24 protein-coding genes are annotated in these 24,041 nt (G+C 65.0%); 10 read left to right on the top strand and 14 right to left on the bottom strand.

Annotated elements, in window-relative coordinates; genetic code table 11:
* Window positions 1-97 precede the first annotated feature (97 nt).
* Entirely contained in the window at window positions 98-868 is a 771-nt protein-coding gene (locus tag LRS11_RS05715) for an SDR family NAD(P)-dependent oxidoreductase (protein ID WP_260495926.1), read from the bottom strand.
* Between the two features lie 122 nt (window positions 869-990).
* Here LRS11_RS05715 and LRS11_RS05710 point away from each other — a divergent pair, with 122 nt between their 5' ends.
* Both LRS11_RS05710 and LRS11_RS05705 read left to right on the top strand, forming a co-directional pair.
* Complete coding sequence (locus LRS11_RS05710; RefSeq protein WP_260495925.1) at window positions 991-2,382, top strand: aspartate aminotransferase family protein; 1,392 nt, start codon at window positions 991-993, stop codon at window positions 2,380-2,382.
* 114 nt (window positions 2,383-2,496) lie between these two features.
* Window positions 2,497-3,864, top strand: a complete 1,368-nt coding sequence (locus LRS11_RS05705) for a glutamine synthetase family protein (protein WP_260495924.1) — start codon at window positions 2,497-2,499, stop codon at window positions 3,862-3,864.
* A gap of 203 nt (window positions 3,865-4,067) precedes the next feature.
* On the opposite strand, the gene LRS11_RS05700 is transcribed toward LRS11_RS05705, so the two are convergent.
* Entirely contained in the window at window positions 4,068-4,787 is a 720-nt protein-coding gene (locus LRS11_RS05700; RefSeq protein WP_260495923.1) for a tetratricopeptide repeat protein, read from the bottom strand.
* A gap of 197 nt (window positions 4,788-4,984) precedes the next feature.
* Here LRS11_RS05700 and LRS11_RS05695 point away from each other — a divergent pair, with 197 nt between their 5' ends.
* Entirely contained in the window at window positions 4,985-5,467 is a 483-nt protein-coding gene (locus LRS11_RS05695) for an acyl-CoA thioesterase (RefSeq protein WP_260495922.1), read from the top strand.
* A 54-nt stretch (window positions 5,468-5,521) separates the two neighbouring features.
* Here the strand turns inward: LRS11_RS05695 and LRS11_RS05690 are convergent, their stop codons facing one another.
* From LRS11_RS05690 to LRS11_RS05675, 4 genes are all read right to left on the bottom strand, one after another.
* Window positions 5,522-6,889, bottom strand: coding sequence for a PepSY-associated TM helix domain-containing protein (locus LRS11_RS05690; RefSeq protein ID WP_260495921.1), 1,368 nt, complete (start codon window positions 6,887-6,889; stop codon window positions 5,522-5,524).
* Window positions 6,890-7,003: 114 nt separating this feature from the next.
* The gene (locus LRS11_RS05685; protein WP_260495920.1) at window positions 7,004-7,378 is read right to left on the bottom strand and encodes a DUF2946 domain-containing protein; all 375 of its coding nucleotides are present in this window, start codon (window positions 7,376-7,378) and stop codon (window positions 7,004-7,006) included.
* Between the two features lie 60 nt (window positions 7,379-7,438).
* Window positions 7,439-8,701, bottom strand: a complete 1,263-nt coding sequence (locus LRS11_RS05680; protein ID WP_260495919.1) for a hypothetical protein — start codon at window positions 8,699-8,701, stop codon at window positions 7,439-7,441.
* Between the two features lie 190 nt (window positions 8,702-8,891).
* Window positions 8,892-10,154: a hypothetical protein gene (locus tag LRS11_RS05675; RefSeq protein ID WP_260495918.1), complete on the bottom strand. Its 1,263-nt coding sequence runs from the start codon at window positions 10,152-10,154 to the stop codon at window positions 8,892-8,894.
* 116 nt (window positions 10,155-10,270) lie between these two features.
* Here LRS11_RS05675 and LRS11_RS05670 point away from each other — a divergent pair, with 116 nt between their 5' ends.
* Window positions 10,271-10,675 (top strand): DUF3301 domain-containing protein, encoded by a 405-nt coding sequence (locus LRS11_RS05670; RefSeq protein ID WP_260495917.1) that lies wholly within the window; start codon window positions 10,271-10,273, stop codon window positions 10,673-10,675.
* Window positions 10,676-10,741: 66 nt separating this feature from the next.
* On the opposite strand, the gene blaOXA is transcribed toward LRS11_RS05670, so the two are convergent.
* From blaOXA to LRS11_RS05650, 4 genes are read right to left on the bottom strand one after another with little or no spacing between them, the layout of a single operon-like run.
* A complete protein-coding gene (gene blaOXA, locus LRS11_RS05665; RefSeq protein ID WP_260495916.1) occupies window positions 10,742-11,524 on the bottom strand; it encodes a class D beta-lactamase in 783 nt (260 codons plus the stop codon).
* Window positions 11,525-11,568: 44 nt separating this feature from the next.
* Entirely contained in the window at window positions 11,569-11,916 is a 348-nt protein-coding gene (locus LRS11_RS05660) for a hypothetical protein (RefSeq protein WP_260495915.1), read from the bottom strand.
* Window position 11,917: 1 nt separating this feature from the next.
* The gene (locus LRS11_RS05655; protein WP_260495914.1) at window positions 11,918-12,799 is read right to left on the bottom strand and encodes an alpha/beta fold hydrolase; all 882 of its coding nucleotides are present in this window, start codon (window positions 12,797-12,799) and stop codon (window positions 11,918-11,920) included.
* A 54-nt stretch (window positions 12,800-12,853) separates the two neighbouring features.
* On the bottom strand, window positions 12,854-13,654 hold the full coding sequence (locus LRS11_RS05650; RefSeq protein ID WP_260495913.1) for an alpha/beta fold hydrolase: 801 nt from the start codon (window positions 13,652-13,654) through the stop codon (window positions 12,854-12,856).
* 178 nt (window positions 13,655-13,832) lie between these two features.
* Between LRS11_RS05650 and LRS11_RS05645 the strand changes: the two genes are divergently transcribed.
* The gene (locus tag LRS11_RS05645; protein WP_260495912.1) at window positions 13,833-14,453 is read left to right on the top strand and encodes a TetR/AcrR family transcriptional regulator; all 621 of its coding nucleotides are present in this window, start codon (window positions 13,833-13,835) and stop codon (window positions 14,451-14,453) included.
* Here LRS11_RS05645 and LRS11_RS05640 read toward each other — a convergent pair.
* Together LRS11_RS05640 and LRS11_RS05635 are read right to left on the bottom strand one after the other, a co-directional pair.
* Entirely contained in the window at window positions 14,450-15,811 is a 1,362-nt protein-coding gene (locus LRS11_RS05640) for a DUF1329 domain-containing protein (protein ID WP_260495911.1), read from the bottom strand. The genes LRS11_RS05645 and LRS11_RS05640 overlap by 4 nt on opposite strands.
* 17 nt (window positions 15,812-15,828) lie before the next feature.
* The gene (locus tag LRS11_RS05635) at window positions 15,829-17,592 is read right to left on the bottom strand and encodes a DUF1302 domain-containing protein (RefSeq protein WP_260495910.1); all 1,764 of its coding nucleotides are present in this window, start codon (window positions 17,590-17,592) and stop codon (window positions 15,829-15,831) included.
* A 226-nt stretch (window positions 17,593-17,818) separates the two neighbouring features.
* Between LRS11_RS05635 and LRS11_RS05630 the strand changes: the two genes are divergently transcribed.
* From LRS11_RS05630 to LRS11_RS05620, 3 genes are all read left to right on the top strand, one after another.
* Window positions 17,819-18,655: a plasmid partitioning protein gene (locus LRS11_RS05630; RefSeq protein WP_260495909.1), complete on the top strand. Its 837-nt coding sequence runs from the start codon at window positions 17,819-17,821 to the stop codon at window positions 18,653-18,655.
* A 195-nt stretch (window positions 18,656-18,850) separates the two neighbouring features.
* Window positions 18,851-19,702 carry a plasmid partitioning protein gene (locus LRS11_RS05625; RefSeq protein ID WP_260495908.1) on the top strand — a complete coding sequence of 284 codons (852 nt, stop codon included), beginning with the start codon at window positions 18,851-18,853 and terminating at the stop codon, window positions 19,700-19,702.
* 107 nt (window positions 19,703-19,809) lie between these two features.
* Window positions 19,810-20,601, top strand: coding sequence for a hypothetical protein (locus LRS11_RS05620; RefSeq protein ID WP_260495907.1), 792 nt, complete (start codon window positions 19,810-19,812; stop codon window positions 20,599-20,601).
* Here LRS11_RS05620 and LRS11_RS05615 read toward each other — a convergent pair.
* Window positions 20,591-21,559, bottom strand: a complete 969-nt coding sequence (locus LRS11_RS05615; protein WP_260495906.1) for a GTP-binding protein — start codon at window positions 21,557-21,559, stop codon at window positions 20,591-20,593. The genes LRS11_RS05620 and LRS11_RS05615 overlap by 11 nt on opposite strands.
* A gap of 72 nt (window positions 21,560-21,631) precedes the next feature.
* Between LRS11_RS05615 and LRS11_RS05610 the strand changes: the two genes are divergently transcribed.
* A complete protein-coding gene (locus tag LRS11_RS05610; RefSeq protein ID WP_260495905.1) occupies window positions 21,632-21,985 on the top strand; it encodes an NADH:ubiquinone oxidoreductase in 354 nt (117 codons plus the stop codon).
* Window positions 21,986-22,044: 59 nt separating this feature from the next.
* On the opposite strand, the gene zigA is transcribed toward LRS11_RS05610, so the two are convergent.
* Window positions 22,045-23,250 (bottom strand): zinc metallochaperone GTPase ZigA, encoded by a 1,206-nt coding sequence (gene zigA / locus LRS11_RS05605; protein WP_260495904.1) that lies wholly within the window; start codon window positions 23,248-23,250, stop codon window positions 22,045-22,047.
* A gap of 534 nt (window positions 23,251-23,784) precedes the next feature.
* Here zigA and LRS11_RS05600 point away from each other — a divergent pair.
* Window positions 23,785-24,021: a hypothetical protein gene (locus LRS11_RS05600; protein WP_260495903.1), complete on the top strand. Its 237-nt coding sequence runs from the start codon at window positions 23,785-23,787 to the stop codon at window positions 24,019-24,021.
* Window positions 24,022-24,041 lie beyond the last annotated feature (20 nt).

The following is a 24,041-nucleotide window of genomic DNA, read 5'->3' as shown; positions in this document are numbered from 1 at the left end:
CGCGGGCAGTTGGGCGAGGGTCAGCGAGCAGTTGCGCATAAAGGATTCCTTTGGCTGAAGAAGGCCGCTCCAGAGCGGCGCCGGGGATTCTACTGGGTCACGGTGCCTTGTTCTCTATGAGGCAGTTACCGCCATCCACCACCAGCACTTCGCCGGTGATGTAACTGGCGTCGCGCGATGCCAGGAAAGCCACCGCCGCCGCCACTTCTTCCGGGCGCCCGGCGCGGCCGATCGGCGTGTACTCGGCGGCATGCCGCTCTTCCTCGGTGGATGAGCCGGTGGCAATCCAGCCCGGCGCCACGCTGTTGACCGTAATGCCCTGCTTGGCCACTTCCAGCGCCAGGCCCATGGACAGGCCGAGCATGCCGGCCTTGGCCGCGCTGTAGGCGGACTCACCGGGGTTGCTGCCACGGGTGCCGGTGGTCGAGCTGATATTGACGATGCGCCCGTAGCCACGCGCACGCATACCCGACAGCACGCCACGGGTGAGCAGGAAGGTGGTGGTCAGGTTGCGGTTGAGCGACAGGTTCCAGGTGGCCAGATCCATCTCGGCCAGCTCGGCGAACGGCTCCGGGCTGCCCTGCATGGCCATGCCGGCGTTGTTCACCAGGATGTCGATCTGCCCCCACTGCGCCTGGGCCCATTCGACCAGTTCGGCCACTTGCTGCTCATCGGTCAGGTCGGCGGCGCGGGCACGTGCTTGAATACCTTCAGCGCACAACTCGGCAGCCCGCTGTTCGACCCGCGCGCTGCTGGCGGTGAGCAGCACGCGTACGCCCTGCTGGCCGAGTCGACGGGCGATGGCCATGCCGATACCGCTGTCGCTGCCGGCGCCACTGACCAAGGCCACTTGCTGCAGATTTTCCATGTTAGTCGCCACCTGTGATCACAAATTAAGGAAAATCTACCTTAATACCGCTTATAAGACATCTATTGACTTATTTGTGATCACAAATGAGCATGTGCAGATATTCGAACGAGGTGTTCAACATGACTGCCAGTGGTATCAGCCCATCCGCCGTAGCAACCTTCGCCAGTCGCGAGCGGGAGCGTTTTATCGCACGCAACCCGAAGTCCGTGGCCCTGGCGGAACGCGCACGCAACTCGCTGTACGGCGGCGTGCCGATGCACTGGATGGCCGACTGGTCGACCCCGGTGCCGCTGTTCGTCGAGCGGGCCAAGGGCGCGCGCTTCTATGACGTCGACGGCCACGAGTACATCGACTTCTGCCTGGGCGACACCGGCACCATGTTCGGCCACTCGCCGGACCCGATCGCCAAGGCCATCGCCGAGCAAGGCAACAACGGCCTGACCACCATGCTCCCGGGTGAAGACGCGGTGGTCTGCGGCGAACTGCTGGCCGCGCGCTTCGGTCTGCCGTTCTGGCAGGTCACCGCCACCGCCACGGATTCGAACCGCTATGTGCTGCGCTGGGCCCGCGCGATTACCCAGCGCAAGACCCTGCTGGTGTTCGACGGCTGCTACCACGGCACCGTCGATGACGTAATGGTGCGCTGCATCGACGGCGAAACCGTGCCGCGCTCCGGCCTGGTCGGCCAGGCCTACGACCTGACCGAGTACAGCCGCTCGATCCCGTTCAACGACGTGGCCGCACTGGAAGCCGCGCTGGCGAAAGGCGATGTCTGCGCCCTGCTGTGTGAGCCGGCGATGACCAATATCGGCATGGTCCTGCCCGAACCGGGCTTTATGCAGCAATGCCGTGAGCTGACGAAGAAATACGGCGCGCTGCTGATCATCGACGAAACCCACACCATCTCCACCGATATCGGCGGCTGCACGAAACTGTGGAACCTCGACCCCGACTTCTTCGTGGTCGGCAAGCCGATTGCCGGCGGCGTGCCGTGCGGCATCTTCGGCTGCAGCGCAGCGATGGCCGAGGCCATGACCGCCGCGCGCAAGCGCGCCAGTGAGGGCAGCCATGGCCACGGCCATAGCGGCATGGGTACCACTCTGTCGGCCAACGCCCTGGCCATGCACTGCATGCGCGCCAACCTGGAACAGGTGATGACCCCGGCCGCCTACGATCACATGTTGCCGCTGGCCAAGCGCCTGGCCGACGGCTTCCGCAGCCTGATCGGCAAGCATGACCTCAAGTGGTCGGTGACCGAGCTGGGCGCGCGCAGCGAGTTCCAGTTCTGCCCGGTCTCACCGAAGACCGGCGCCGAGGCCGAGGCCGCGTTCCATGACGAGCTGCAGATGGCCCTGCACCTGTACCTGATCAACCGCGGCATCCTGATCACCCCGTTCCACAACATGACCCTGTGCTGCCCGAGCACCACGGCGGAGGATGTGGACCAGCTGATCGGCATGCTCGACCAGGCCCTGAGCGAGCTGCTGGCCATCCCCGGCGCCTGCGAGTAACTCCATCAATCCTGTAGGAGCGACCTTGGTCGCGATGCTTTTGCTGACCGCCCTTCGCGGGCAAGCCCGCTCCTACACCAGCCGTCTGCCACGGCCAATAACGAGATAGCCACCATGCAATTCGCCAATCCCCAGGAAGCCCGCGACTTCCTCGCCGCCCATCCCGAAGTGCGCAGCATCGAACTGATGCTGATCGACGCCAACGGCATCCCGCGCGGCAAACTGCTGCACCGCGACGAGCTGCTGGCCATCTACGAGAACGGCCGGCCGCTGCCCAGCTCGATCCTGGCGCTGACCATCCAGGGCGAGGACGTGGAAGAAAGCGGCCTGGTCTGGGAAGTCGCCGACGCCGACTGCTGGACCTATCCGCTGCCCGGCAGCCTGACCCTGCAACCCTGGCGCACCACGCCCACCGGCCAGCTGCAGGTGAGCATGCACCCGACCCAGGGCCTGCCCGCCGCCCCGGCCGATCCGCGGCATGTGCTGGTGCGCGCCATCGATCGGCTCAAGGCCGACGGTTACCACCCGGTAATGGCGGTGGAGCTGGAGTTCTACCTGCTCGACAAGCAGCGCGATGCCAACGGCCGCCCGCAGCCGGCGCTGCAGGCCAACGGCGTGCGCCCGCAGGCGCCGCAGGTGTACGGCGTGTACGAGCTGGAACAGCTGCAGCCCTTCCTCGACGACCTCTACGCCGCCTGTGAAGTGCAGGGCCTGCCGGTGCGCACGGCAATTTCCGAATACGCCCCGGGCCAGGTCGAGCTGACCCTGGAGCACCGCTTCGACGCGCTGCAGGCCATCGACGAAGGCGTGCGCTACAAGCGCCTGGTCAAGGGCGTGGCCAACAAGCACGGGCTGCAGGCCTGTTTCATGGCCAAGCCGTTCGGCGACCTGGCCGGCAGCGGCCTGCACATGCACGTCAGCCTGGCCGACGCCGACGGCAACAACCTGATGGCCAGCGAAGACCCGCACGGCACGCCGCTGCTCAAGCACGCCATCGGCGGGATGATGGCCACGCTCAACGATGCCCTGGCGATCTTCTGCCCCAACGCCAACTCGTTCCGCCGCTTCCAGGCCAACAGCTATGCGCCGCTGGCCAAGAGCTGGGGAGTGAACAACCGCACCGTGTCGTTCCGCGTACCGGGCGGCCCGGCCAAGAGCCGGCATGTCGAGCACCGCATCTGCGGCGCCGACGCCAACCCCTACCTGGCGGCGGCGGCGATCCTCTCCGGCATCCATCACGGCATCCAGAACCAGATCGATCCGGGCGAGGAAATCATCGGCAACGGCTACGAGCAGGTCCGCGAAACCCTGCCGACCGACTGGCTGACTGCACTGCGCGCCCTGGAAAATTCCAGCTGGGCCAAGCAGGCGCTGGGCGAGGACTTCCTCAAGGTGTTCCTGGCGATCAAATGGAACGAATTCCGCCAGTTCATGGGCGAAGTCGGCGAGCAGGACTGGCGCTGGTACCTTACCCACGCGTAACCCGTAGGGTGCGCCGGTGCGCAGCGGGACTTCTACGCGGGGCCTGTGGTGCGCGCGGCGCACCCTAGGCAAAGCACGCTTTTTTCGGCCTCCGAAGCCTCGCCATGAGCCAACCCGCGATACTGATCAACAGAGCCGCGGGTGGCGGTGACCGACGCCGACCTGGCCATCGACCTCGGCCTGTCGGCCGGCAAGTAAGGCTGCTAGAACTTCGCCGCGTTGCTGGTCTTGTAATAGCGCCCGGCGACGCTGATACCGGCGCCGCCATAGGCCTGGCACTCCTCGCCAAAGGCCTCCAGCACGCGCATGTCGGCGCCATTCCACAGCAACTCCACCGCACACCCCGCCGCCAGTCCGGCTTCCTTCAGGCTGAAGTGCGGGCCGGCACCGCTGATGCTGCCGTTCAGCTCGCCGATGGCCGCCGGGCCGTATTCCTCGACCTGGGCACCGGCCCGCAACGGGCTGAAGAACACCTGGTAGCCATTGCCCTGGCGCTGGATATCCAGGCTGCTCCACGCCCCCTGGCCGGCATAGCGCAGGTAATGCCCCTCGACCGTCGCAGCCAGCGCCGGATAGTCCACGGCCGCGGCGAGCTTGCCCAGATTGTGCCGCGTCGCCGGCCCCTGCAGGCCATTGTCCAGCGCCACTTCCAGCCAGGCGCGGGCCATGCCGGGGTCGCCGGCCTTGAGGTTGGCCAGCAGCAGATTGTTCAGCGCCAGCTCCTGTTGTGCCGCATCGCCCTCCTCGGAACGTCGCAGTTGCCGTTCGAATGCCGCGATGGCCTCGGCATAGCGTCCCGCCTGGTAGGCCATGCTGCCGGCCTGGTTGCATTGGGCGGCGCTGTCGCACGTCTGCTCCGCCGCAGTGCACAGAGCGCCGAAAGGGAGCAGCATCAGCAACACGTAACATCGTGGGGTAAACATGAGGAACGTCTCCTGACAGGGCCAAGGCCCAGCTTAGCGGGTGGCACGCAGCTCAGACGTGCAGCCGCCCAGGCGGCCACAAACTTGCATGCCAGGCCGCGCTGGCACAGCGAAGATCACCAGCAGCACCTATAACAACAAGCAGACCCGCAGGACTGCAAGCGCCAGCACATACCTTATCTGCCAATGAGAAACACATGGAACTTGGAACCAACAAACTGTCGATGACAGTCCTGATGACCCCGGATATGGCCAACTTTTCCGGCAATGTCCACGGCGGCACCCTGCTCAAGTACCTCGACGAAGTGGCCTATGCCTGCGCCAGCCGCTATGCCGGCAGCTACGTGGTGACCCTGTCGGTGGACCAGGTGATCTTCCGCGAACCGATCCACGTCGGCGAACTGGTGACCTTCCTCGCCGCGGTCAACTACACCGGGCGCACCTCGATGGAGATCGGCATCAAGGTGGTCACCGAAAACATCCGCGAACGCTCGGTGCGCCACACCAACAGCTGCTTCTTCACCATGGTCGCGGTAGATGATCGCGGTCAGTCACAGCCGGTACCGACCTTGCAACCGGCAAGCAGCGACGAGCAACGTCGTTTCACCCAGGCCCAGCAGCGTCGGGCCATCCGCGAGGAACTGGAGCAGCGCTATCGGGTGCTGAACGCCGAAGGCTAGACAGCGACTGCGATCGCGTAGGGTGCCCCGGCGCAATGCCGGGGCAGCCCGCCATCAACCCGGCACCACCTCGGCCTGCTGGCGCAGCGACCACAGCCACTCCAGCGCCCAGATCAGCAGCAGCGAAGCCCCCACCAGCGGGAACAGCACGCCGAGCAGCAGCATGATCACCACCCCACCCTTCCACAGCGGCAGGTCGTGACGCAGCGGCGGCACACCGAAACGCCCCTGCGGGCGACGCTTCCACCACATCACCAAGCCACTGAGCGAACCGAGCAGGATCAGCAGGCACACGCCAAGCATGACCAGCTGGTTGGCCAGGCCAAACATTTTGCCCTCGTGCAGCATCGCCCCGCTCTCCACCGTGCGCGCCACCAGGCCGTAATCGGCCCAGCGGATATCGGCCAGCACCTGGCCGCTGTACTGATCGAGATGCAGGGTGGCGTCATGCCGCGGGTCGTCGGCGAACAGGGCGACGGTGAACACGCCGGTTTCATCGGCCGGCAGGGTCACGCTGTAGCCGGGGGCCACACCGAGGCTGGTGGCTGTGTCGACCACCTGCTGCAAGGCGATGCGCCCGCTGGCCGCCGGCGCAACGGCACCTTCGGCGTGGTGCGCGGCATGGCTGGTGGATACCGGCAGCGGGGTGTTCTCCACCGCCCAGGCCACGGTCTGGTCGGCCGCGCTGTTGAGGCTACGTGCCTGCACGGTCGAGGTCGGTACGTCGGTCCACATCGCCGCGGGGAAGTGGTTCCAGGCGCCGGCGAATTTCTCGCCCCAGAAGCCGGTCCAGGTCATCCCGGTGAGCAGCATGAACAGCAGCAGGGCGCTGCCCCAGAAGCCACTGACAGCGTGCAGATCGCGCCACAGCAGACGTCCGCGGGCCGACAGGCGTGGCCACAGCACACCCGCACCACCCTGGCCGCGTGGCCACCAGAGGTACAGACCGGACACCACCAGCACCACGCCCCAGCCGGCGGCCAGCTCGATCAGGCGATCGCCGACCGTGCCGATCAGCAGCTCACCGTGCAGGGCGCGGGCGATGGCCTGCAGGTTGTCCTGGGCATCCTGGGTGCCGAGTACGGCGCCACTGTAGGGGTCGACGAACAGGTTGAGCTTGCGCCCATCCAGGCTGGCGACGAACTGCGCGCTGCGGTCAGCGGCGGGGGCCGGCAGGTACTGGCTGACCTGCGCCTGCGGGTAGGCCTGCTGCAGGTGCTGCAACTGGGCATCGGCAGACAGCGCTGCAGCGCCCGGCTGCACAGTGAGCAGCTCGGGGTACATCAGCTGGTCGAGCTGCGGCTTGAACAGGTAGACGATGCCGGTCAGCGCCAGCATCAGCATGAACGGGATGACGAACAGGCCGGCATAGAAGTGCCAGCGCCAGGCCAGGTTGTAGAAAGACGGGGTACGTACAGTCATGGGGCGGTTGCCTCGTATCGAACAGCTTCGGCACCGGCGCCCACTGAACGGGGCGGCGGCACGGTTCACCAGCGGCCATGCACAAGCGGGGCACGCGGGCGGGACACAAGCGAATCAGCTCGACAGAACAGGCGGCGCGCGTGGATGAGCGGTGGGAAAGGGCGGCGCGGCGTAAGGGGCAGCGACCTGGCGCTGCACCGCACTCACGGCGGCCAGCGGGGCGCGGGCCAGCACCGGCGGCTGGCTGGAAGTCAGCGCCGGCGAGGTGAACAGCAGGGTGCAGTAGCCGCACTTGGCCCACAGCGCATCGTGCCCGCCCGCTGCATGCGGGCTGCCATCCTCGGCCGCGCAGCTCAGCTCGCTCATCCAGCCCGGCACAGCCCCCTGCCCGGCCGGCACCAGCGCCTGCGACAGCAGCGGGCCGAACGCCAGCAGGAACATGGCCAGCAGGGCGAGGCGAGTAGCACTGAGCAGGTGAGTCGAAGGCAAAGGGCGCATCCGGCTAGGTGGATGAAGCGCGCGGCGGCGCAGGTGCAAGCTTAGCCGCGATCAGCCCGGTGGGGGTAGCCAGGGCAGGCAACGGCGACGTTGTTCATCACGCAACGGCCCGTCGAAGCAATAGGCCTGCAGCTTGCCATCCCAGAACGGCCGGGCCTGCGGGTAATACGGGTTGGCACTCGCAGGCACAGCTGTGCCCAGGGCATTGAATAGCGCCAGCTTGGCATCCAGGTCGTGCAGCTGCGCCAAATAGGGAGTGAAATCGGGTATGGCGATAGCCACCAGAATCGCCCCCACCGGGTTGCGCCAGCGCCGCCAGATGCTGATGGCGGTGTCGCTCACGACTGCCTGGCGCTGGGCAAAGGCGGCGGCGTCCAGCTGCGAGTCCTCGGCCATACGCAGGTAGCGAGGCAGGGTTTCGTTGATGCTCATGCGCGGCTTGAAGACCAGTTGCAGACGCCAGGCCGGAATGTCCGGATTGGCGCCTATGGCGGACTGTTTGTGCAAAGTCTGCAGGCCAGTGGCAACTAGAGCGAACTCGCGCTGCATGGCGCCGTGCAAAGAGCGCTCCGTCACGCTCAGGGCCGCTTCGGCTGCGGGTTTCGGGATCAGCCCGGCATGATAGAGCACGGCAAGGTCATCCAGGTTCTGCTGCAACAGGCGCACCAGCAACATCTTGAGGATCAGGTTATCCGCGCGCGCCAGCCAGATGCGCAGCTGACGGGTATCGCCCTGCAACAACGCCGCGGCTGCCGCGCCGTCACCTTGCTCGGCCAAGGCCAGAGCCTGCGTCCCACGTAACAGGCCGGCCCGCATCAGCACCCCATAAACGGGCAGCGGCTCGCTCTGGCTAGGCTGACTGAGGGTGCGGTAATCCTCCAGGGCCAGCATCTGCTGGTAACGCTGCTGCAGTTCGTCGTGACGCCCCAGCAGGGCGGCCAGGGCCGCCGGGTCCTGGCGCAAACGCGCCAGGCAACCAGGCTTCGCCAGGGCGCACAGCTCGTCGCCGGGCAAGGCCAGACGCGCTGGCTCATCCACGGCGGGCATGGCCTTTTGCGGGCCCTGGCTGGCCAGCCATTGGTGGTAGGTCACCAACCGATTGCGCCCGGCAGCCTGCGGATCACTGCCGGCCGGGCTGTCCAGGCCGAACAGTTGATAGTAGGCGGCGCTGTCCCCCTCAACCCTGCCAATTTCTTCCAGCCAGGTCTGCGCCTCGGGCAGCAGCGGTTCGTCATGCAGCCAGAACGCCACAGCGCCGCCCAGCAGAGCCAGGGTGACAAGCAGAGCTATCAGCCATTTGTTCATCTTGCTCATCGGCTGCTCACCCCTGAACCAGGCTGAAAGGACGCGAGCGTTGTGATACGTCGCGCGCTGGCAGTCCGTGCAATGGATGAGCTGAGTCGCCGAACAGTCGTGCAGCAGGTCGTGCAGTGCATGGAAATCCTTTTCGCGAGAGAGGTGACAAGGCTGCCACGCTAACCAACCAGCCGGGCGCTCACAAGACTCAGAGCTGCACGCAGCGACCGAAGTCTTTCTGTGGCAGCGGCCCGTCGAAACACATACGCCCCTGCTCATCGAGGCGCGGCGGCTGCTTGGCGTAATACGGATTGCCGCGGTGCCGCATAGCAGCCAGCTGCGCCGCCGTCACGGGCCCGGACGGCAGTTGCAGACTCAGGTTGACCAGCTTGATCTTGCTGTCGAGGTCCTGCACGCGACCGACATACTCGACGAAGTCGGCACCGGCAATATCCAGCAGGATATTGCCGACACGGTTGCGCAGGCCGGTATTAGGCACCGGCAGCTGCGGCCTTTTCTGCACCAGGGCAGCGAAAGCTGCGGGTTCGGTTCGAGACAGCTGGGCCACCTGGCGATAGGGCAGCAGGCTGGCATTGATGGTCATCTGCGGTTTGTAGTCGAGCCACAGCGAAGCCTCTTCCAACATTGATGGAATGTCCTCTTCGCGCAGGTTCTCCAGCATCACCGCACCGAGCAGAAATTCACGCTGCATGGTCAGGCCCAGAGAGCGCTCGGCCGGCCTCAACTTAACCAGCGGGGTGGGCCGCGGCACCAAGCCCGCGCGATGCAGGCGCACCCGCCACTCCAGGTTGCGGTTGAACATGGCTACCAGAGTCATCTTCATGACCAGCTGATCGGCCTTGCCCAATTGGCGGCGTATGCCCGCCTGGTCCTCCTCGAGCAAGGCCAGCGCCGCCTTGCCCTCGCCAGCCAATGCCAGCTGCAGGGCCTGCAAGCTCAGCAGTTGCTGGGCGCGCGCCAGGTACAGCAGCGGCGGCAATGGCTCGGCCAACCCCGGAGAGCTGAGCGTGCGGTAGTCGTGCAAGCGCAGGAAATAACGGTAACGGCTCAGCAATGCCGCGTGTTCGGCCAGCACCTGTGGCAAGCGCTCTGGGCGTTGCTGCAGGCTGGTAAAGCAGCTGGGCGTCTCGATCGAACAGAACTCGGCACCACCGGGCAGGGTCAAGCTGACTTGCGCCGCAGGCTTGAAGCCCTGCACCGGGCCATGACTCGCCAGCCACTGCTCGTAGGCCTGCAGCCGGGCCGCGCCCAGGGCCGCCGGCGAATGCCGGAGCGGTGCATCCAGCCCGGCCAGAAACACATAGGCGGCGCTCTGTGCCGGCTTGCTGCGCGCCTGTTGCAGCCATTGCTGCACTTCGGCGCTGGGCGGCTCGTCGCGCAGCCAGAGGTAGGTACCACCGGCACAGCCCAGCACCAGGCATAGCCCGCACAACCACTTGATCACCCGCATACCCGCCCTCGTCTCAGCACTGCGCGGACGCTAACCAACAACACCGCTGATCGCAAGTCGGGCTGAGCGCGATCGACAGGATCGGTTAAGCTGCCCGGGTTACCGCTGGAGTTGTCATGCTGAGCCTGACCGATCTGACCCTGCTGCTGTTGTGTGCCGCCATCACCGCCTGGTTCTGGCGCGGCCACGGCATTCGCGAGCGTGCCCTGGAGCTGGTCAAGCGCCACTGCGCCAAGCTGGATATCGAGCTGCTCGACGGCAACGTCGCCCTGCGCCGCCTGGCGCTGCTGCGTGATGCCCGTGGCAATCGGCGCCTGGCGCGGCTCTACGATTTCGAGTTCACCGTTACCGGCGAGCAGCGCCTGAGTGGCAGCATCAGCATGTTCGGCCAGCAACTCGGGCGTATCGAGCTGGACGCCCATCCGTTCCAGGCGCCGGCCGCCTTCGATGACAAGGTGATCCAGCTGGACGACTGGAGGCGCAATCACCCGAAGGCAGACGAGCAACGGCGCATCGACTGATCGCTAGGGTCTGCTGCCGTTTCGTTCACGAACCGCGTTGCTGCGCAAAGTCTGTAGGGACGGGCCCTAGAGCAACCCGAAGGCCCGCAGGCTGGCCTTGCCCAGCTCGATGCGCCGGGGAAGATCCTGCTCGGTGCCAATCGGCATATTCAGGGCAAAGCTGTACAGCCGACCATCCTGTTCCAGCCAGCCCACCCACCAGCCAACGTCCGGTTCGACGGCCGTGGCCCAGCCGGTCTTGCCATATAGTTTCCACCCCGGCCCCTGCTCCAGCAGGCTGATTTCCCGCACCTGCGCCTGCACGCTGGACGCGAAGGGCAACTGGTTCTGGGCCAGGCGCGCGAGAAACTGGCTCTGCTCGATGGCGCTGATGGCCAGCGGCCCGTCCAGCCAGAAGCGATCCACCACCGTGCCGACCTGGCCATTGCCGTAGCCGAGCGCCGCCACCTGCGCCTGCATGCGCGGCAGGCCGATACGCCGCGCCAGCTCCTGATAGACCGGCACATTGGAGACCTTGATCGCCTCGCGCAGGCCCATGTCGCGCTCCCAGGTCTTCAGGTAGCGCGGCTGGCCGTCGTAGGGGAAAACCTCGTCGACGCTACCGACCGCCCCGCTGTCCAGGCCGATCAGGCTGTTGGCGATCTTGAAGGTGGACGCGGGCACGAAACGCACCTGCGCGCGCTGGCGGTCATAGCCACTGAAGGTGCCGTTGGCGACATCGTGCAGGACGAAGGTGCCGCGGACCTGTGCCGCCTCGAACAGCGGCTTGAGCGCGGGGGCTTCCTGCATTTCCACGGCCTGCAGGGCAGCGCTCAGCAGCAGTAGCAGGAGGCAAAGAATGGATTTCATCGTTGTTCCTTGATGGGATTCGCTGGCTAGGCACTGCCACTCGGCTACCCGAGCCTGGCACGTATCTGCTGCCAATGTTCGCGACAGGCATAAGTCATCGGCCGCCGTAGGAGCCGGCATTTGCCGCGGTGCCAACGCCCGCGCTGCTGGTTGCGCCGGCACTCCTCAGCCAGCCACTGCGGGTCGAAACCGCTCCACTCGCCGGCCACACTCCAGGCATTCAGCCAGACCACCGGCGCCACCTCGTAGTAGAAGATCTGCTCCAGCTCGGCAAGCGCCAGACCACTGTCACGCAGGGTGCGCACGATGGCGTCGAGCGTCGTGGCAGTGGTCTCGGTATCCAGCCACAGATCGGCCAGCGCCAGCCAGACCGCCTCGCGACTGGCCGGCATCTCAGCTGCGCTGCAGGAGAAAGTCGAGCACCCGCTGCGCGCTCTGCGCAGGTTGCTCCTGCATGAAGCAGTGCCCGCCCTCGACCTGCTGCTCGCGCACCGCCGGGTTGCTCGCCGCCAGACGCAGCGCCGACTTGCCGACGAAGGCATAGCTCTTGACCCCGTGCAGCAGCAGGGTCGGCGTATGCACCTTGGCCAGCGATGGCCACAGGCGCTTGGGGAAGGAACTGAAGATATCCACCTCGCGACTGGGCCGGCATTTCAGCTCGACGACGCCCTCGGCCACATCCTTCAGCGCGTGGTCGACATAGGCCTGCAGGGCCTCGTCGACCCAGCCGCGGAAAATGCCACGGCCCTGCAGCAGGGAAAACGCCGTGGCGCGATCCGGCCAGTGCTTGCGCCGCGCCGCCGACTTCTTCGCCATGACGTTGCGCCGGTGCAGGCCGAGCAGTTCGGACAGGCCCATGACGCCGATCATCGGTGGGCTGAACAGCACCGGATCGAGCAGCACCGCACGCTGGAACAGCTGCGGATGGTGCGCCAGGATCAGGCTGGTCAGCACCCCACCGAAGCTATGCCCGAGGGCAAAGCGCGGCACCGCCCCGAATATCCCGCGACCGGCCTCGAAGGCTTCCACGGCCAGTTCGGCGCTGCGGTTCCAGCCATGGAAACGGCCGCCGTGTTCAGTTTCACCGTGGCCCTGGACATCGCACAGCCACAGGTCGAAATGCTCGGCCAGCAGCGCCAGCATCGGCTCGTAGGTGCGCCCGCAAAAGCCGTTGCCATGCAGGAAGTGCAGCAAGGGCTTGCCCGAAGGCGCGCTGTGCCAGCCGGTCAGGGTGAAGCCGGCGGAACTCGGGTGGGACCAGGGGAGCAGGTGCATGGGGAAGGCCGCAGAGAAAGTCTGCGGCTAGTGTACCCAGCGGGCTTGAGCGCGTCAGGCGGGTAAAGCCGCCGAATGCTCGGCGATAAAGCCATCCAATAGCCGATTCAGCGCCTCGGGCTGATCCAGCGGGGTGGCATGCCCGGAGTCGGCGATCACTTCCAGGCGGGCGTTGCGCAACTGCGCCACATAGGCCTGCTTGTAGGCCAGCGGGGTGTAGTCGCGATCACCGGCCACCACCAGCAAGGGCGTCTCCACCGCCTGCACCGCCGGCAGGCTCGACCAGCCGGGGATAGCCCGCATGGCATGCATGTAGGAGGTCTGCTCGTTGCCGGCGATGCGCTGCGTCACCAGTTCGCGCAGAGCCTGCTGTTCGGGTTTGGGAAACAACTTGCCGGCCAGCATGCGCGCCAGCCCCGGCAGGCCGAACAGGCGCACCAGGCTCAGGCGCAACCAGACCTGCAGACGAATGCGCCAGGAGTCGACGATGAAACTCGGTGCGCTGTTGATCACCACCGCGGCGCGCACCAGCTGCGGCTGATCGGCGAGCAGCTGAAAGGTCAGCATGCCGCCCATGGAGATACCGACCAGGATGCACGGCTGGATCTGCTTGGCGCGAATGAAGTCGGCAATGTCGGCAGCCAGCTCGGCCATGCTCACTGGCGCGCGCAGCGGTTCACTCTGGCCATGCCCCCGCACATCGAGGGCGAAGACCTGGCAATAACGCGCCAGATGCTCAATCTGCGGTTGCCAGTCGAGTAGCGACGAGCCCAGCCCGTGCAACAGCAGCACCGCCTCACCCTGACCCTGGCTGATATAGGCAAAACGCCCACCGGGCAAGTTTATATAGTCCATATCCAGAGACTTCCCTTGAATAATAAATGGCCGAGAAAGTTCGTTACCCGGAAAGTCCGGATAATTAAAAAGTTGCACTCTCGGATAACTAATTAATTGTCGTTGCGGATAAATCCGGCTATTTGCCTTGCCCCGGCAAACCCCCTAGAATCGTGCCGCGCCAGCTCGAGAATGGATCATGTACAGCATCACCAGCCCCACCCAGGCACGCAGCAAGAAAGCCCTTGAGCGCTTTCTCAATGTCGCCGCCGAACTGCTGGCGAACAATCAGTTCGAGGAAACCGGTATTTCCCAGGTCGCCCAACTCGCCGAATCCTCGGTGGGCACCTTCTACCGTCTGCTCGGCGACAAGGACATGCTGCTGTACGCCGTGCATGACCGCTTCGTCGAGCAGAGCCGGCTGGCCATCGACAGCCTGGTGAGCGAACTCGGCAGCCAGGATCTGTCCCTCGAAGCGCAGATCGAAGGCCTGATTCAGGGCATGATCCGCCTGTTCGACGGCAGCGAAGGCCTGCTCCGCGCCCTGATTCGCCGTAGCTCGGCCGACCTGCAGTTCCGCCAGCGCTTCCACCAACTCAACGCCTACATCGGCCAGACCTTCTGCCGCATCGCCCTGGCGCGCCGCAGTGACATCGGCCACCCGCATCCCGAACAGGCCGCCGACCTGGCCGCGCACATGCTGCTCGCCGGGATGAACTACTTCACCATGGTCGGCAGCCTCGGCGTGACCCCCCGGGAAGTTGTTCCCGGGGAACTTTCGCGGCTGATCTGCAATTACCTGGAAGTTACCCACACCTAACGTCGACTGTCGCGGCGTAATTGCGCCGGGGTGAAGTCCGTCGGTTTAAGGGCAATATCGAACTGATCCGCCGGCTCTTCATTGGACAATATGCCAATCACATAGCGGCCGCCGATCAAGTCATATACCGCATCGCCCTTGGTCCAGATCAGCGGCTGGTCATACATATTGATGGTGTAGGACTCGCCGAGGCGCCAGAGGTTGTCGCGGTTGTCGTAGTGGTCGACCACCAGAATCTGGTAGCTGTCCTCGTCGAAATAGAAGTCGCGCTGCTTGTACTGGTGGCGCTCGCCGGCCTTCAGCGTGGCGCGCACATGCCAGACGCGGTGCAGCTCGTAGCGCAGCAGGTCAGGATTGACGTGGCCGGCCTTGACGATGTCGCTGTACTTATTGGTCTTGGCGGCGAAGCGGTAGTTGTTGTACGGCACATACAACTCTTCCTTGCCCAGCAGCTTCCAGTCGTAGCGATCCGGGGCGCCGGAGAACATGTCGAAGTTGTCGGTGGTGCGCATGCCTTCGGAGGCCGTGCCGGGCGAGTCGTAGGCCACGTTCGGCGTGCGCCGCACCCGCCGCTGGCCAGCGGCGTAGAGCCAGGCCAGACGCGGTTCCTTGACCTGGTCGACGGTCTCGTGGACCAGCAGCTCGGTACCCGCCAGACGCGCCGGCGCCAGCACCGACTGGCGGAAGTAGAACAGCACGTTACCGTTGTCCTTGCTGGCGTCGCCGGCGTCCTGGTTGAACAGGAACAGGTCCTCGATCTGGGTCATGAAGTAGTCGCCGCTGGCATGCGGCACCGCCTGGGCGTAGTAGCGTTTGACGCTGTCGCCGCGGTAACGCACCAGGTGGTTCCACAGCACTTCCAGGGCCGACTGCGGAATCGGGAAAGGCGTGGCGGTCTTGAAGTCGGCGATGCCGTTGCCGTCTTCGATCAGCTTGGCGCTAGTGGCATTGGCCTTGATCGCCGCATACACCTTGTCCGGGTAGGAGGCCGAGCGGCGGGTCGGGTAGACCTGCAGTTTCCAGCTGTCCGGATAGCGCGCCAGCATCGCCCGCTGCCCTGGACTGAGCTGCTGGCTGTACTGCGCGGCATTGGCGTGACTGATGCTGAACAGCGGCTGATCGGCGGCGAACGGGTCCTTGTAGCCGGCCACCGGGTCGAAGGCATCGCTGCGCGGTGCCAGGCCGCCGTCCCAGGCGGGAATGCTGCCGGCGGCATTGCCGGCCTTCTCGGCGCCCAGCGGGGTCAGGTCCTGACCCAGGCGCGCGGCCTGTTCGGCGCTGACTTGCGCCTGCACCAGGGGAGCGGCCAGGAGCATGGCGGCCAGCAAACCGGTGTGGAGAAATCCTGTTTTGTACATGTCGGTTCGTCCCTTGGTCAGAAGCTGTATTTGACGTTGAAGCTGAGGAAGTCGCGGTCGGTGCGCTTGTTCGACAGGCCGCCACCGCTGTAGTCGACGTACTTGGCACCGACGGTGAAGGACTCCTTGTAGATCGCGTCGAGGCCCAGCGAGTAGCTCTGCGCCTCTTCATCCAGGCCGTTGGTGAGCTGGGGAGCGACGCCGTTGATGCTGTACTGGTAGCTGACGTTGGGCACCAGGTTCACCAGGTTGAACACGTTGGTGTAGGTCAGCTGCAGGCTGACCTGGCCGCCGTAGGCGCTGCTGGTGGCTTCGTAGTAGTCGACATCCGACTCCAGGCCCTGCACGCGGCTGGCGACCAGCTCGGAAAACAGGGTTGCCGAGTCGGAGCCGAGCACGCCGTTGAAGTTGTAGATACCGACCAGCGAGGCCTGGTACATGTCCTTCTCGCGGTAGCCATCCAGCTGGCTGCCCACCGCCAGCCCGCTGAGGCTGCCGAGCAAGGCATCCGGCAGGTATTCGTTGAGGCCGAGGGCGATCGGGGTATCCGGCCGGTAGCTCAGCTCGCCGGCCAGCGACAGGCCATTGAAGATGCTGTCACCACCGATCGAGGTGTTGAAGCTGATGCCGTACAGGTCGCGCTTCTCCAGGTACTCGGCGTAGTAGCGCGAGCTGCTGGCATCGGGCAGCACGCCGGCGCCCGGCAGGGTCACCGGCTGGCCAACGGTCAGGCCGATCATCGGCACCTGCATGTTGTAGCGCAGGTAGTAGAAGCCCAGCTCGGTGTCGTTCAGCTCCGGCACGTACCAGCGCAGGGCCGCGCCGTACTGCGGCGAATCGTCGCCGTCGATGTCCTGGCCGCGCTGGATGAAGGTGCTCGGCAGGTAGCCACGTAGCAGGTCGTTGACGAAGCCGGGGGGCAGGCTGTCGGCATAGGCCTGGGCCGCTGCCGGGTTGTCGAACGCCATTGGCTCACCGACCAGCCCGGTCGCGGCCTCCTGCAGAGGCGAGGCGGACAGGTAGTCGCAGCCCTCGCCCAACACATCGAGGGTGGAATAGTAGGTGCCGCAGGGGTCGATTTTCGACGCTTCCCAGGCCCAGCCCGGCTGCCAGTAACCCTCCACGGTGAGGTTGTCGCGCAGCTCATAGGAGCCGGAGATCATGAAGGTCGGCATGTAGGCCTCCTTCACTTCCGAACCGGGCGCGCGCAGGGCATTGATGTCCACCGGGTTGGTGGCGCCGATGCCGTTCTGGTAGTACAGCCCCTCGCCCCAGTTGATCACCTGGCGGCCGAGGCGGGCATTGAGGTCGCGCTCGTTGAGCGTCCAGCTGCCGTAGACGAAGGCATCGAGCAGGTCGGCGCTGGAGCCGGCTTCGTCCAGGCCGTCATTGCTGATCTCGCGGTGGCGGCGCTGGTCGTCTTCCAGCTCGAAATCATAGAAGGTTCGGCCGCGGACGAACACGCCGTAGCGATCCTGGTAGCGCAGGTCCAGCTCGGACACCGCCTTGACCACTTCGGAGAACAGTTCGCCCTTGCGGAAGTTGAGGTTGCCGTCGTCCGAGTTGATCAGCCCGGCATTGCTGCCCTTGCCGCCATTGGCGCCGGCGATCAGCTTGTTGTCCTGATCTTCCATGCGGTAGCTGACGCCGTAGGACAGCGTCGTATCGAGAGACGTGGTCCAGTCGCCCGAACGCACCTGAAACGCCTGTGCCACCCCTATGGGCAGCGTGCCGAGCAATGCCAGACCAGCAAGTGCCAGACCCTTTCCTTGGTAAGTCACGATGACCTCCAGCTGTTGTTTTTATCGGAATCGGAACATCGGTTCCGAATCAATTTAGCTCTGTCACCGGACTCTGGCAAGGCCACCCCGTTATTTTTTTGCCAACTCCTTTGCTACTTAGCTGTGCCGGCCATCGCATGCCGGAAATATGGCGCCAATAAACCGAGCATTTCTGCAAAAGCCGGCGTCTACTGCCTTGTCACTCACACCAAGCAGGAGCCGCAGTATGTCGACTGCCTATCTAACCCGCCCCCTTCTTGCCGTCGCCCTGATGCTGGCCGGCACGGCCGCCTGGGCCGAGTCGCGCTGCAGCGAAAACACCAGCAGCCAACCCGCCACCCTCATCTGCAGCTACAAGACCCTCTCGATCGATTCCGGCAGCGCCGGCAAGCGCAAAGTGGTCTACCAGATCCCGACCGGCAAGGCGCCGGCAGGTGGCTGGCCGGTGGCAGTGCTGTACCACGGCTCCCTGGCCACGGTGAACAGCTTCAGCTACCACAGCGACATGCCCTTCGGCGCCTATCATCAGGGCAAGCTGGTGCGAACCCTGCTGGACAGCGGTTATGCGGTCCTCGCGCCCAACGCCCTGACCGCCAAGGATGCCTGGCAGACCAACGCGCCCGAGTACGCCAACAACTACCAGCAAAGTAACGACTACCTGTTCTTCAACAACCTGTTCAGCGCCATCGCCACTGGCAAGTTCGGCCCACTGAACAAGCAACGCCAGTACGCCGGTGGCATGTCCAGCGGTGGCTACAACACCAGCCGCATGGCCCTGTCCTTCCCCGGCAAGTTCAAGGCCCTGGCCATTCAGTCGGCGTCCTATGCCACCTGCGTCGGGGCACCCTGCGACGTGCCGGCACTGCCAGCCGATCATCCGCCAACCCTGTTCGTGCATGGCCAGGCGGACTGGGTCGTGCCCTGGACCAGCATGCAGCCGTACCACGACCGCATGCTCTACCAGGGCCTGAAAACCGCGCTGTATACCGAACCCAGCGGTGGTCATGTCTGGTTCGCCAGCAGTCCGGGGCAGATACTCAACTGGTTCAACAAGCATCCCTGAGCCGCTGGTCGCCAGACCCCTTCAAGCGGAATTCTCGATCTCCTTGGCGAGCGCTCTAGCTCGCCGATCTCCCCGAACAGCCTGAGCCATTACCCGTGCAGGCCGCGTCTCCCGTGGCCTGCAGCCACTTGACGGAATCGGAATTCCGGTTTCTATTAAAAAGGCGGTACACAATAACAACGGAGAAATACTGCCATGCTCACTGCCCGCTTTCGCCGTTTTACCCCATTGTTCGTCCTGCTCCTGAGCAGCCTGCTGCACGACACGGCCGCGGCCGACTCGCGCTGCAGCGAACGCAAGAAGAACCTGTTGCTACCGGCCAAGGTCAGCTGCAGTTACCAGTCCACCTGGATCGACTCCGGCCTGGTCGGCCAGCGCAAGGTGATCTACCAGACACCCATCGGCAGCCCTCCCGCCGGCGGCTGGCCGACGGTGCTGATCTACCAAGGTTCGTTCTTCCCGCTGGATAACTTCACCTACTACAGCAACCAGCCGTTCGGCGGTTTCTACGAAGGCAAGCTGGTACAGACCCTGCTGGACAACGGCTATGCGGTGGTTGCGCCCAGCGCCCCGGCCGATCTGTTCTGGCAAACCAACATCCCCGGCCTGGCCCAGGCCTATGAGCTGAGCACCGACTACGACTTCCTCGGCAACGTGTTCGACGCCATCGCCAGCGGCCACTTCGGCCCGCTGAACAGCCAGCGCCAGTACGCCACCGGAATCTCCAGCGGCGGCTACAACACCAGCCGCATGGCCGTGTCCTTCCCCGGCAAGTTCAAGGCCCTGGCCATCCAGTCCGGCTCCTATGCCACCTGCAGCGGCCCGCTGTGCGTGGTGCCCGACGAGCTGCCGGCCGACCATCCGCCGACCTACTTCCTGCACGGCTTCGTCGACCTCACCGTGCCGTGGTGGAGCATGGACCTGTACTACGAGCGCCTGCTCTACCACGGTATCGAAACCGCGCGGTACACCGAGTCCCTGGGCGGCCATGAATGGTTCGCCGCCTCGCCCGGCAAGATCCTCGCCTGGTTCAACGGCCACCCCTGATGGCCACTCGCGGGCAGCCCCGGCGCTGCCCGCCTCATTCGTATTCGCCCACCTGCACCCGGCTCGATCCGCTCGCCGCCGTCGACCGGGCGCGCCCCGGAGTCCGTATGCCGCACCCCCTACTCAGCCTACTCCTGAGCCTCTGCCTGGCGCTGTTATGTCACCCCGCCAACGCCAGCAGCACAGACGCCGCGCCGGCCCACCTGCACCAGTTGCGCCTGGCCGTGCTGGGTTCGCTTGGCGACTTCTATCTGCTGTATGGCGTCGATGCCGACCCGGCCTACAGTCGCTCGCTGGAGCGGCGCCTGGCGCTGGCCGACGTGCAGCTGGCCCTGCTCGCCGAGAGCGGCGATGTGAGTGCTATCCGCCAGCCCTGGCACCGCTATGCCAGCCTGCTCGGCGAGCTGAATGCCCAACTGCAACGGCAGGAGGATCTGGACGGCAGTGCAATCGCCGAGCTGATCCGTCTCAACGGCCAGTTGATGGCGCAGTGCGACGCCCTCGCCAACAGCCTCGATCAGCCACCCTTAGCGGCCCCTGCCGACCTGGCGCAGCGCGGCCGCAATCTGGAACTCCTGCTGCAGCAAATTGCCACCCACTACATCGCCTACAACGTGGGGGCCAATAGCCTGGGCGGCAATCAGCCGGCGATCGACCAGTTGGCTCAGGAGTTCGACGGCGCGCTCAAGGCATTGCTACCCGCCACGCAACAGAGCCACGAATACCAGCGCCTGCTCGGCGAGATCGACTCCAAGTGGCGCTATATCGAACCGTCGCTGCGCAACTATCAAAGCTCGGCGATTCCCTCGCTGGTCAACCGCTACAGTGCGCGGATCATCGAAGCCATCGCCAGGTTGCCGCTGGCCAGTACCGAGAGCGAGACCAGCGTCAGTCGCTGAGCAGGCAAGCGCGCATACCGCGCTGCAACTCCTCGGCGTTCTGCGCCTCGCTGAAGATCAGCTCCAGCCGCGAATCCTTGCGCCACTCGCTGTTCTGCCAGTGCAGGGCCTGGCCGTGCAGGGCGTTGGCCGACAGCCAGCCGGCGTTGCTCTGCAGCACCAGCTTGGCCCGCCGCCAGGGCAGGCTGCCAAGCCACTGCTGCACACGCAGCAGCTCGAAACGCTGGCTCGGGTGCCAGCGCCAGCCGATGCTCCAGCCCTCGGCCTGCTGCTGGATCTGGCAGATCGGCTCGGCGGCATCACGCCATACTGTCGCAATGGGCGCCTGGCCACGGGGCAATTCGACTGCGCCACTCGCGTCTCCGGCCCGACTCGCATGACCGGGCAAGGCGCTGAAATCCAGGCGGCCCTGACTGGTCCAGAGCATGGGCAGCGCCGGCAACTGCCCACACAGCTGCTCACGAGCGGCTTCGTCCAGCGCTTCGGCCTTGTTCAGCAACAACAGGCCCATGCTGCCCAGCGCATCCCGCTGCGCCGCCGGCAGCGACTCGCCAGCGGCCAGAGCGACGGCATCCAGCACCATCACCGGCGGCTGCAGGGCCAGCACATCGCGCCAGGGCAACTCGCGCAGCTGCTGCAACAGCTCGGCGGGGTGGCCCAACCCGGAGGGTTCGATCAGCAAACGATGCGGCCGCGCCTTGCGTAAGAGACGACCGAGGCCAACCTGGAACGGCGCGCCATTGACGCAGCACAGGCAGCCGCCAGCGACCTCGGCCAGGCTGATGCCATCGGCGTCGGTGGTGAGCAGCGCGGCATCCAGGCCGGTCTGGCCGAACTCGTTGATCAGCACCGCCCAGCAGTCATCCGCCGGTTTCTGCCTCAGCAGGTGGCGGATCAGGCTGGTCTTGCCGGCGCCCAGCGGGCCGGTGATCAGATGGGTGGGGATATTCGTCAGCATGGGCCTATGGTGCGGTTTTGCCGCCGCGCAGAAAAGGCTAAAGTCGCCCCTTTGCACACAAGGACAAACGGGATGCGTTCGATTGCTGTCGTACTGCTGCTGGGGTTGGCGGGCCAGGCTTGGGGCGAGGCCTGCGTGATCCACAGCCAGGGCAACCAGGTGGATGTGAAGATCTGCCAGCAGAACCGCAGCATCCCGGCCAACCTGTTCCGTGGCGGCTTCTGCGCGCCGCAGCTGCAAGGGCAGAAGGTCGAGGTCAGCTTCGTCGAACAATGCCCCAGCGGCGCCTTCGGCGAGTGCCGCAACGCGCGGGTCGGCGGCACGCCCTATCAGCAGGACATCCACTACTACGGCATCGAAACCGATGCGCGCTACCTCAAGCCGGCCTGCGAGCAGCAGAGCAAGGGCGTGTGGATGGCGCGCTGAAACGCCCAGGTCTTGTCACCTGGCCACTCTTGGACGAGCGCCACAACAGGCTCCAAGCACTACGCCGCCTCGACTACCCAGGGCCCGAACGGATCAGCTAGCCGCACCCAGGCCTCGGGGCCGCCAGCCATCTCGGCGTCGGTCAACAGGCAGTCATCCAGCTCACGGCGCAGCAAGGCGAAGTCGATCTTCTGGCCGATGAACACCAGCTCCTGACGGCAGTCGCCGACCGCGGCATCCCACTTGGCCATCAGCGTGCGCATCCCCTCATCATCCTGCGGCCACTGCGCTTGCGGCACATGGCGCCACCAGCGCCCGGCAAAACCATGACGCATAAGGCCGCCGGCCTGCGACCAGCTACCGGCTTCCTGGTATTTGCTGGCCAGCCAGAAATAGCCCTTGGAGCGCAGCAGGCGGCCATTGACCCACTCACGGTTGAGGAAGGCGAAGAAGCGCTCGGGGTGGAACGGCCGGCGCGCCTGATAGGCGCTGGAGGCGATGCCATATTCCTCGGTTTCCGGCACATGCTCGCCGCGCAGCTCCTTGAGCCAGCCAGGGGCCTGGGCAGCGCGGTCGAAGTCGAAGCGGCCGGTGTTGAGGATCGTCGCCAGCGGCGCCTGGCCCATCACCATCGGCAGGATCTCGGCCTCGGTATTTAGCCCACGCAGGATGGCAATCAGCTCCTCGCGCTCGGTTCTGGAGATCAGGTCGGTCTTGCTGATCAGGATCACGTCGGCGAACTCCACCTGCTCGATCAGCAGGTCGGTGATTGAGCGCTCGTCCTCTTCGCCCAGCGTCTCGCCGCGGCTGGCCAGACTCTCAGCCTCATGGAAATCGCGCAGGAAGTTCACCCCGTCGACCACCGTCACCAGCGTATCCAGGCGCGCCAGGTCGGCCAGGCTCTGGCCCTGCTCGTCGCGGAAGGTAAAGGTCTCGGCCACCGGCAGTGGCTCGCTGATGCCGGTGGACTCGATCAGCAGGTAGTCGAAACGGCCATCGCGGGCCAGCCGCGCCACCTCTTCGAGCAGATCCTCGCGCAGGGTGCAGCAGATGCAGCCGTTGCTCATCTCCACCAGTTTTTCTTCGGCGCGATTGAGGCTGACATCGCGCTGCACTGCCGAGCCATCGATATTGATCTCGCTCATATCGTTGACGATCAGCGCCACGCGCAGGCCGTCGCGGTTGCGCAGCACATGGTTGAGCAGGGTGCTCTTGCCGGCACCGAGGAAGCCGGACAGCACGGTGACGGGTAGACGCTTGTTCATCGGGAGTTCCTCGCCAGCCATTGGTTTTGGCTGGGCACAACTGGGTGGTGTCAAAGGCGTTTCTATATTTGTTATAACATAACTATTGCGCTCAACAACACACCACCCAACAGCGATGCCGTAGTCGTCACGCGGCTAAGATTCCCCTCTCAGCAAAATGAGCCTTGAGCGCCGCAGCAGCCAAACCAACTTGGTAGTAAACACTTCCGCGCCAGGGCCATGGACGATGGGTTTCACGTGGAACTGCGGCAGATGATCGACTTTCCCACCCAGATACTGCTCGGACGGCTCAACAATGAAAGACAAATTTAGATAGATATGCAGTCAAAAGCAGCGAATACGCTGCCATCATCTAATTAATGAGGGCCAGAATAAATCCGTCCACTCTGCCAATTCACCGCCCGCGACTCTAGCTGCAGGCGCCCCGTGCGGAAAAATCGCACAGCGCAACGCTGCGTGGGGCATGCCGCTGACGATGCGCTGCAGGCCTGCTACTGTGCAGCACAACCGTAAAATTCCGCACAGGAGCGCCGCATGAACACTCTGGCCCTAATAGCCCTGGCCCTGCTGCTGTTGGCAGTGCTTGGCTGGGCGATCTGGAGCTGGCGCAAGAATGATGTCCGCCTGCAGCAACTGGATCAGCGCGTACGGCAGCAGGGCGAGCTGATCGACGCCATGCATGCCGCGCTGGATAACCCTCGGCTCAGCGAGGACGAGCAGCTGGAGCAAAGCCAGCGCCTGGTGGAAAAGCTCAAAGCTACCCGCCGCTAAGCACGCTCACGCAGAACGCC

This window comes from Pseudomonas sp. J452 (assembly GCF_024666525.1).
In the GTDB taxonomy this organism is placed as follows: domain Bacteria; phylum Pseudomonadota; class Gammaproteobacteria; order Pseudomonadales; family Pseudomonadaceae; genus Aquipseudomonas.
This window is presented reverse-complemented; position numbering and strand designations above follow the sequence as displayed.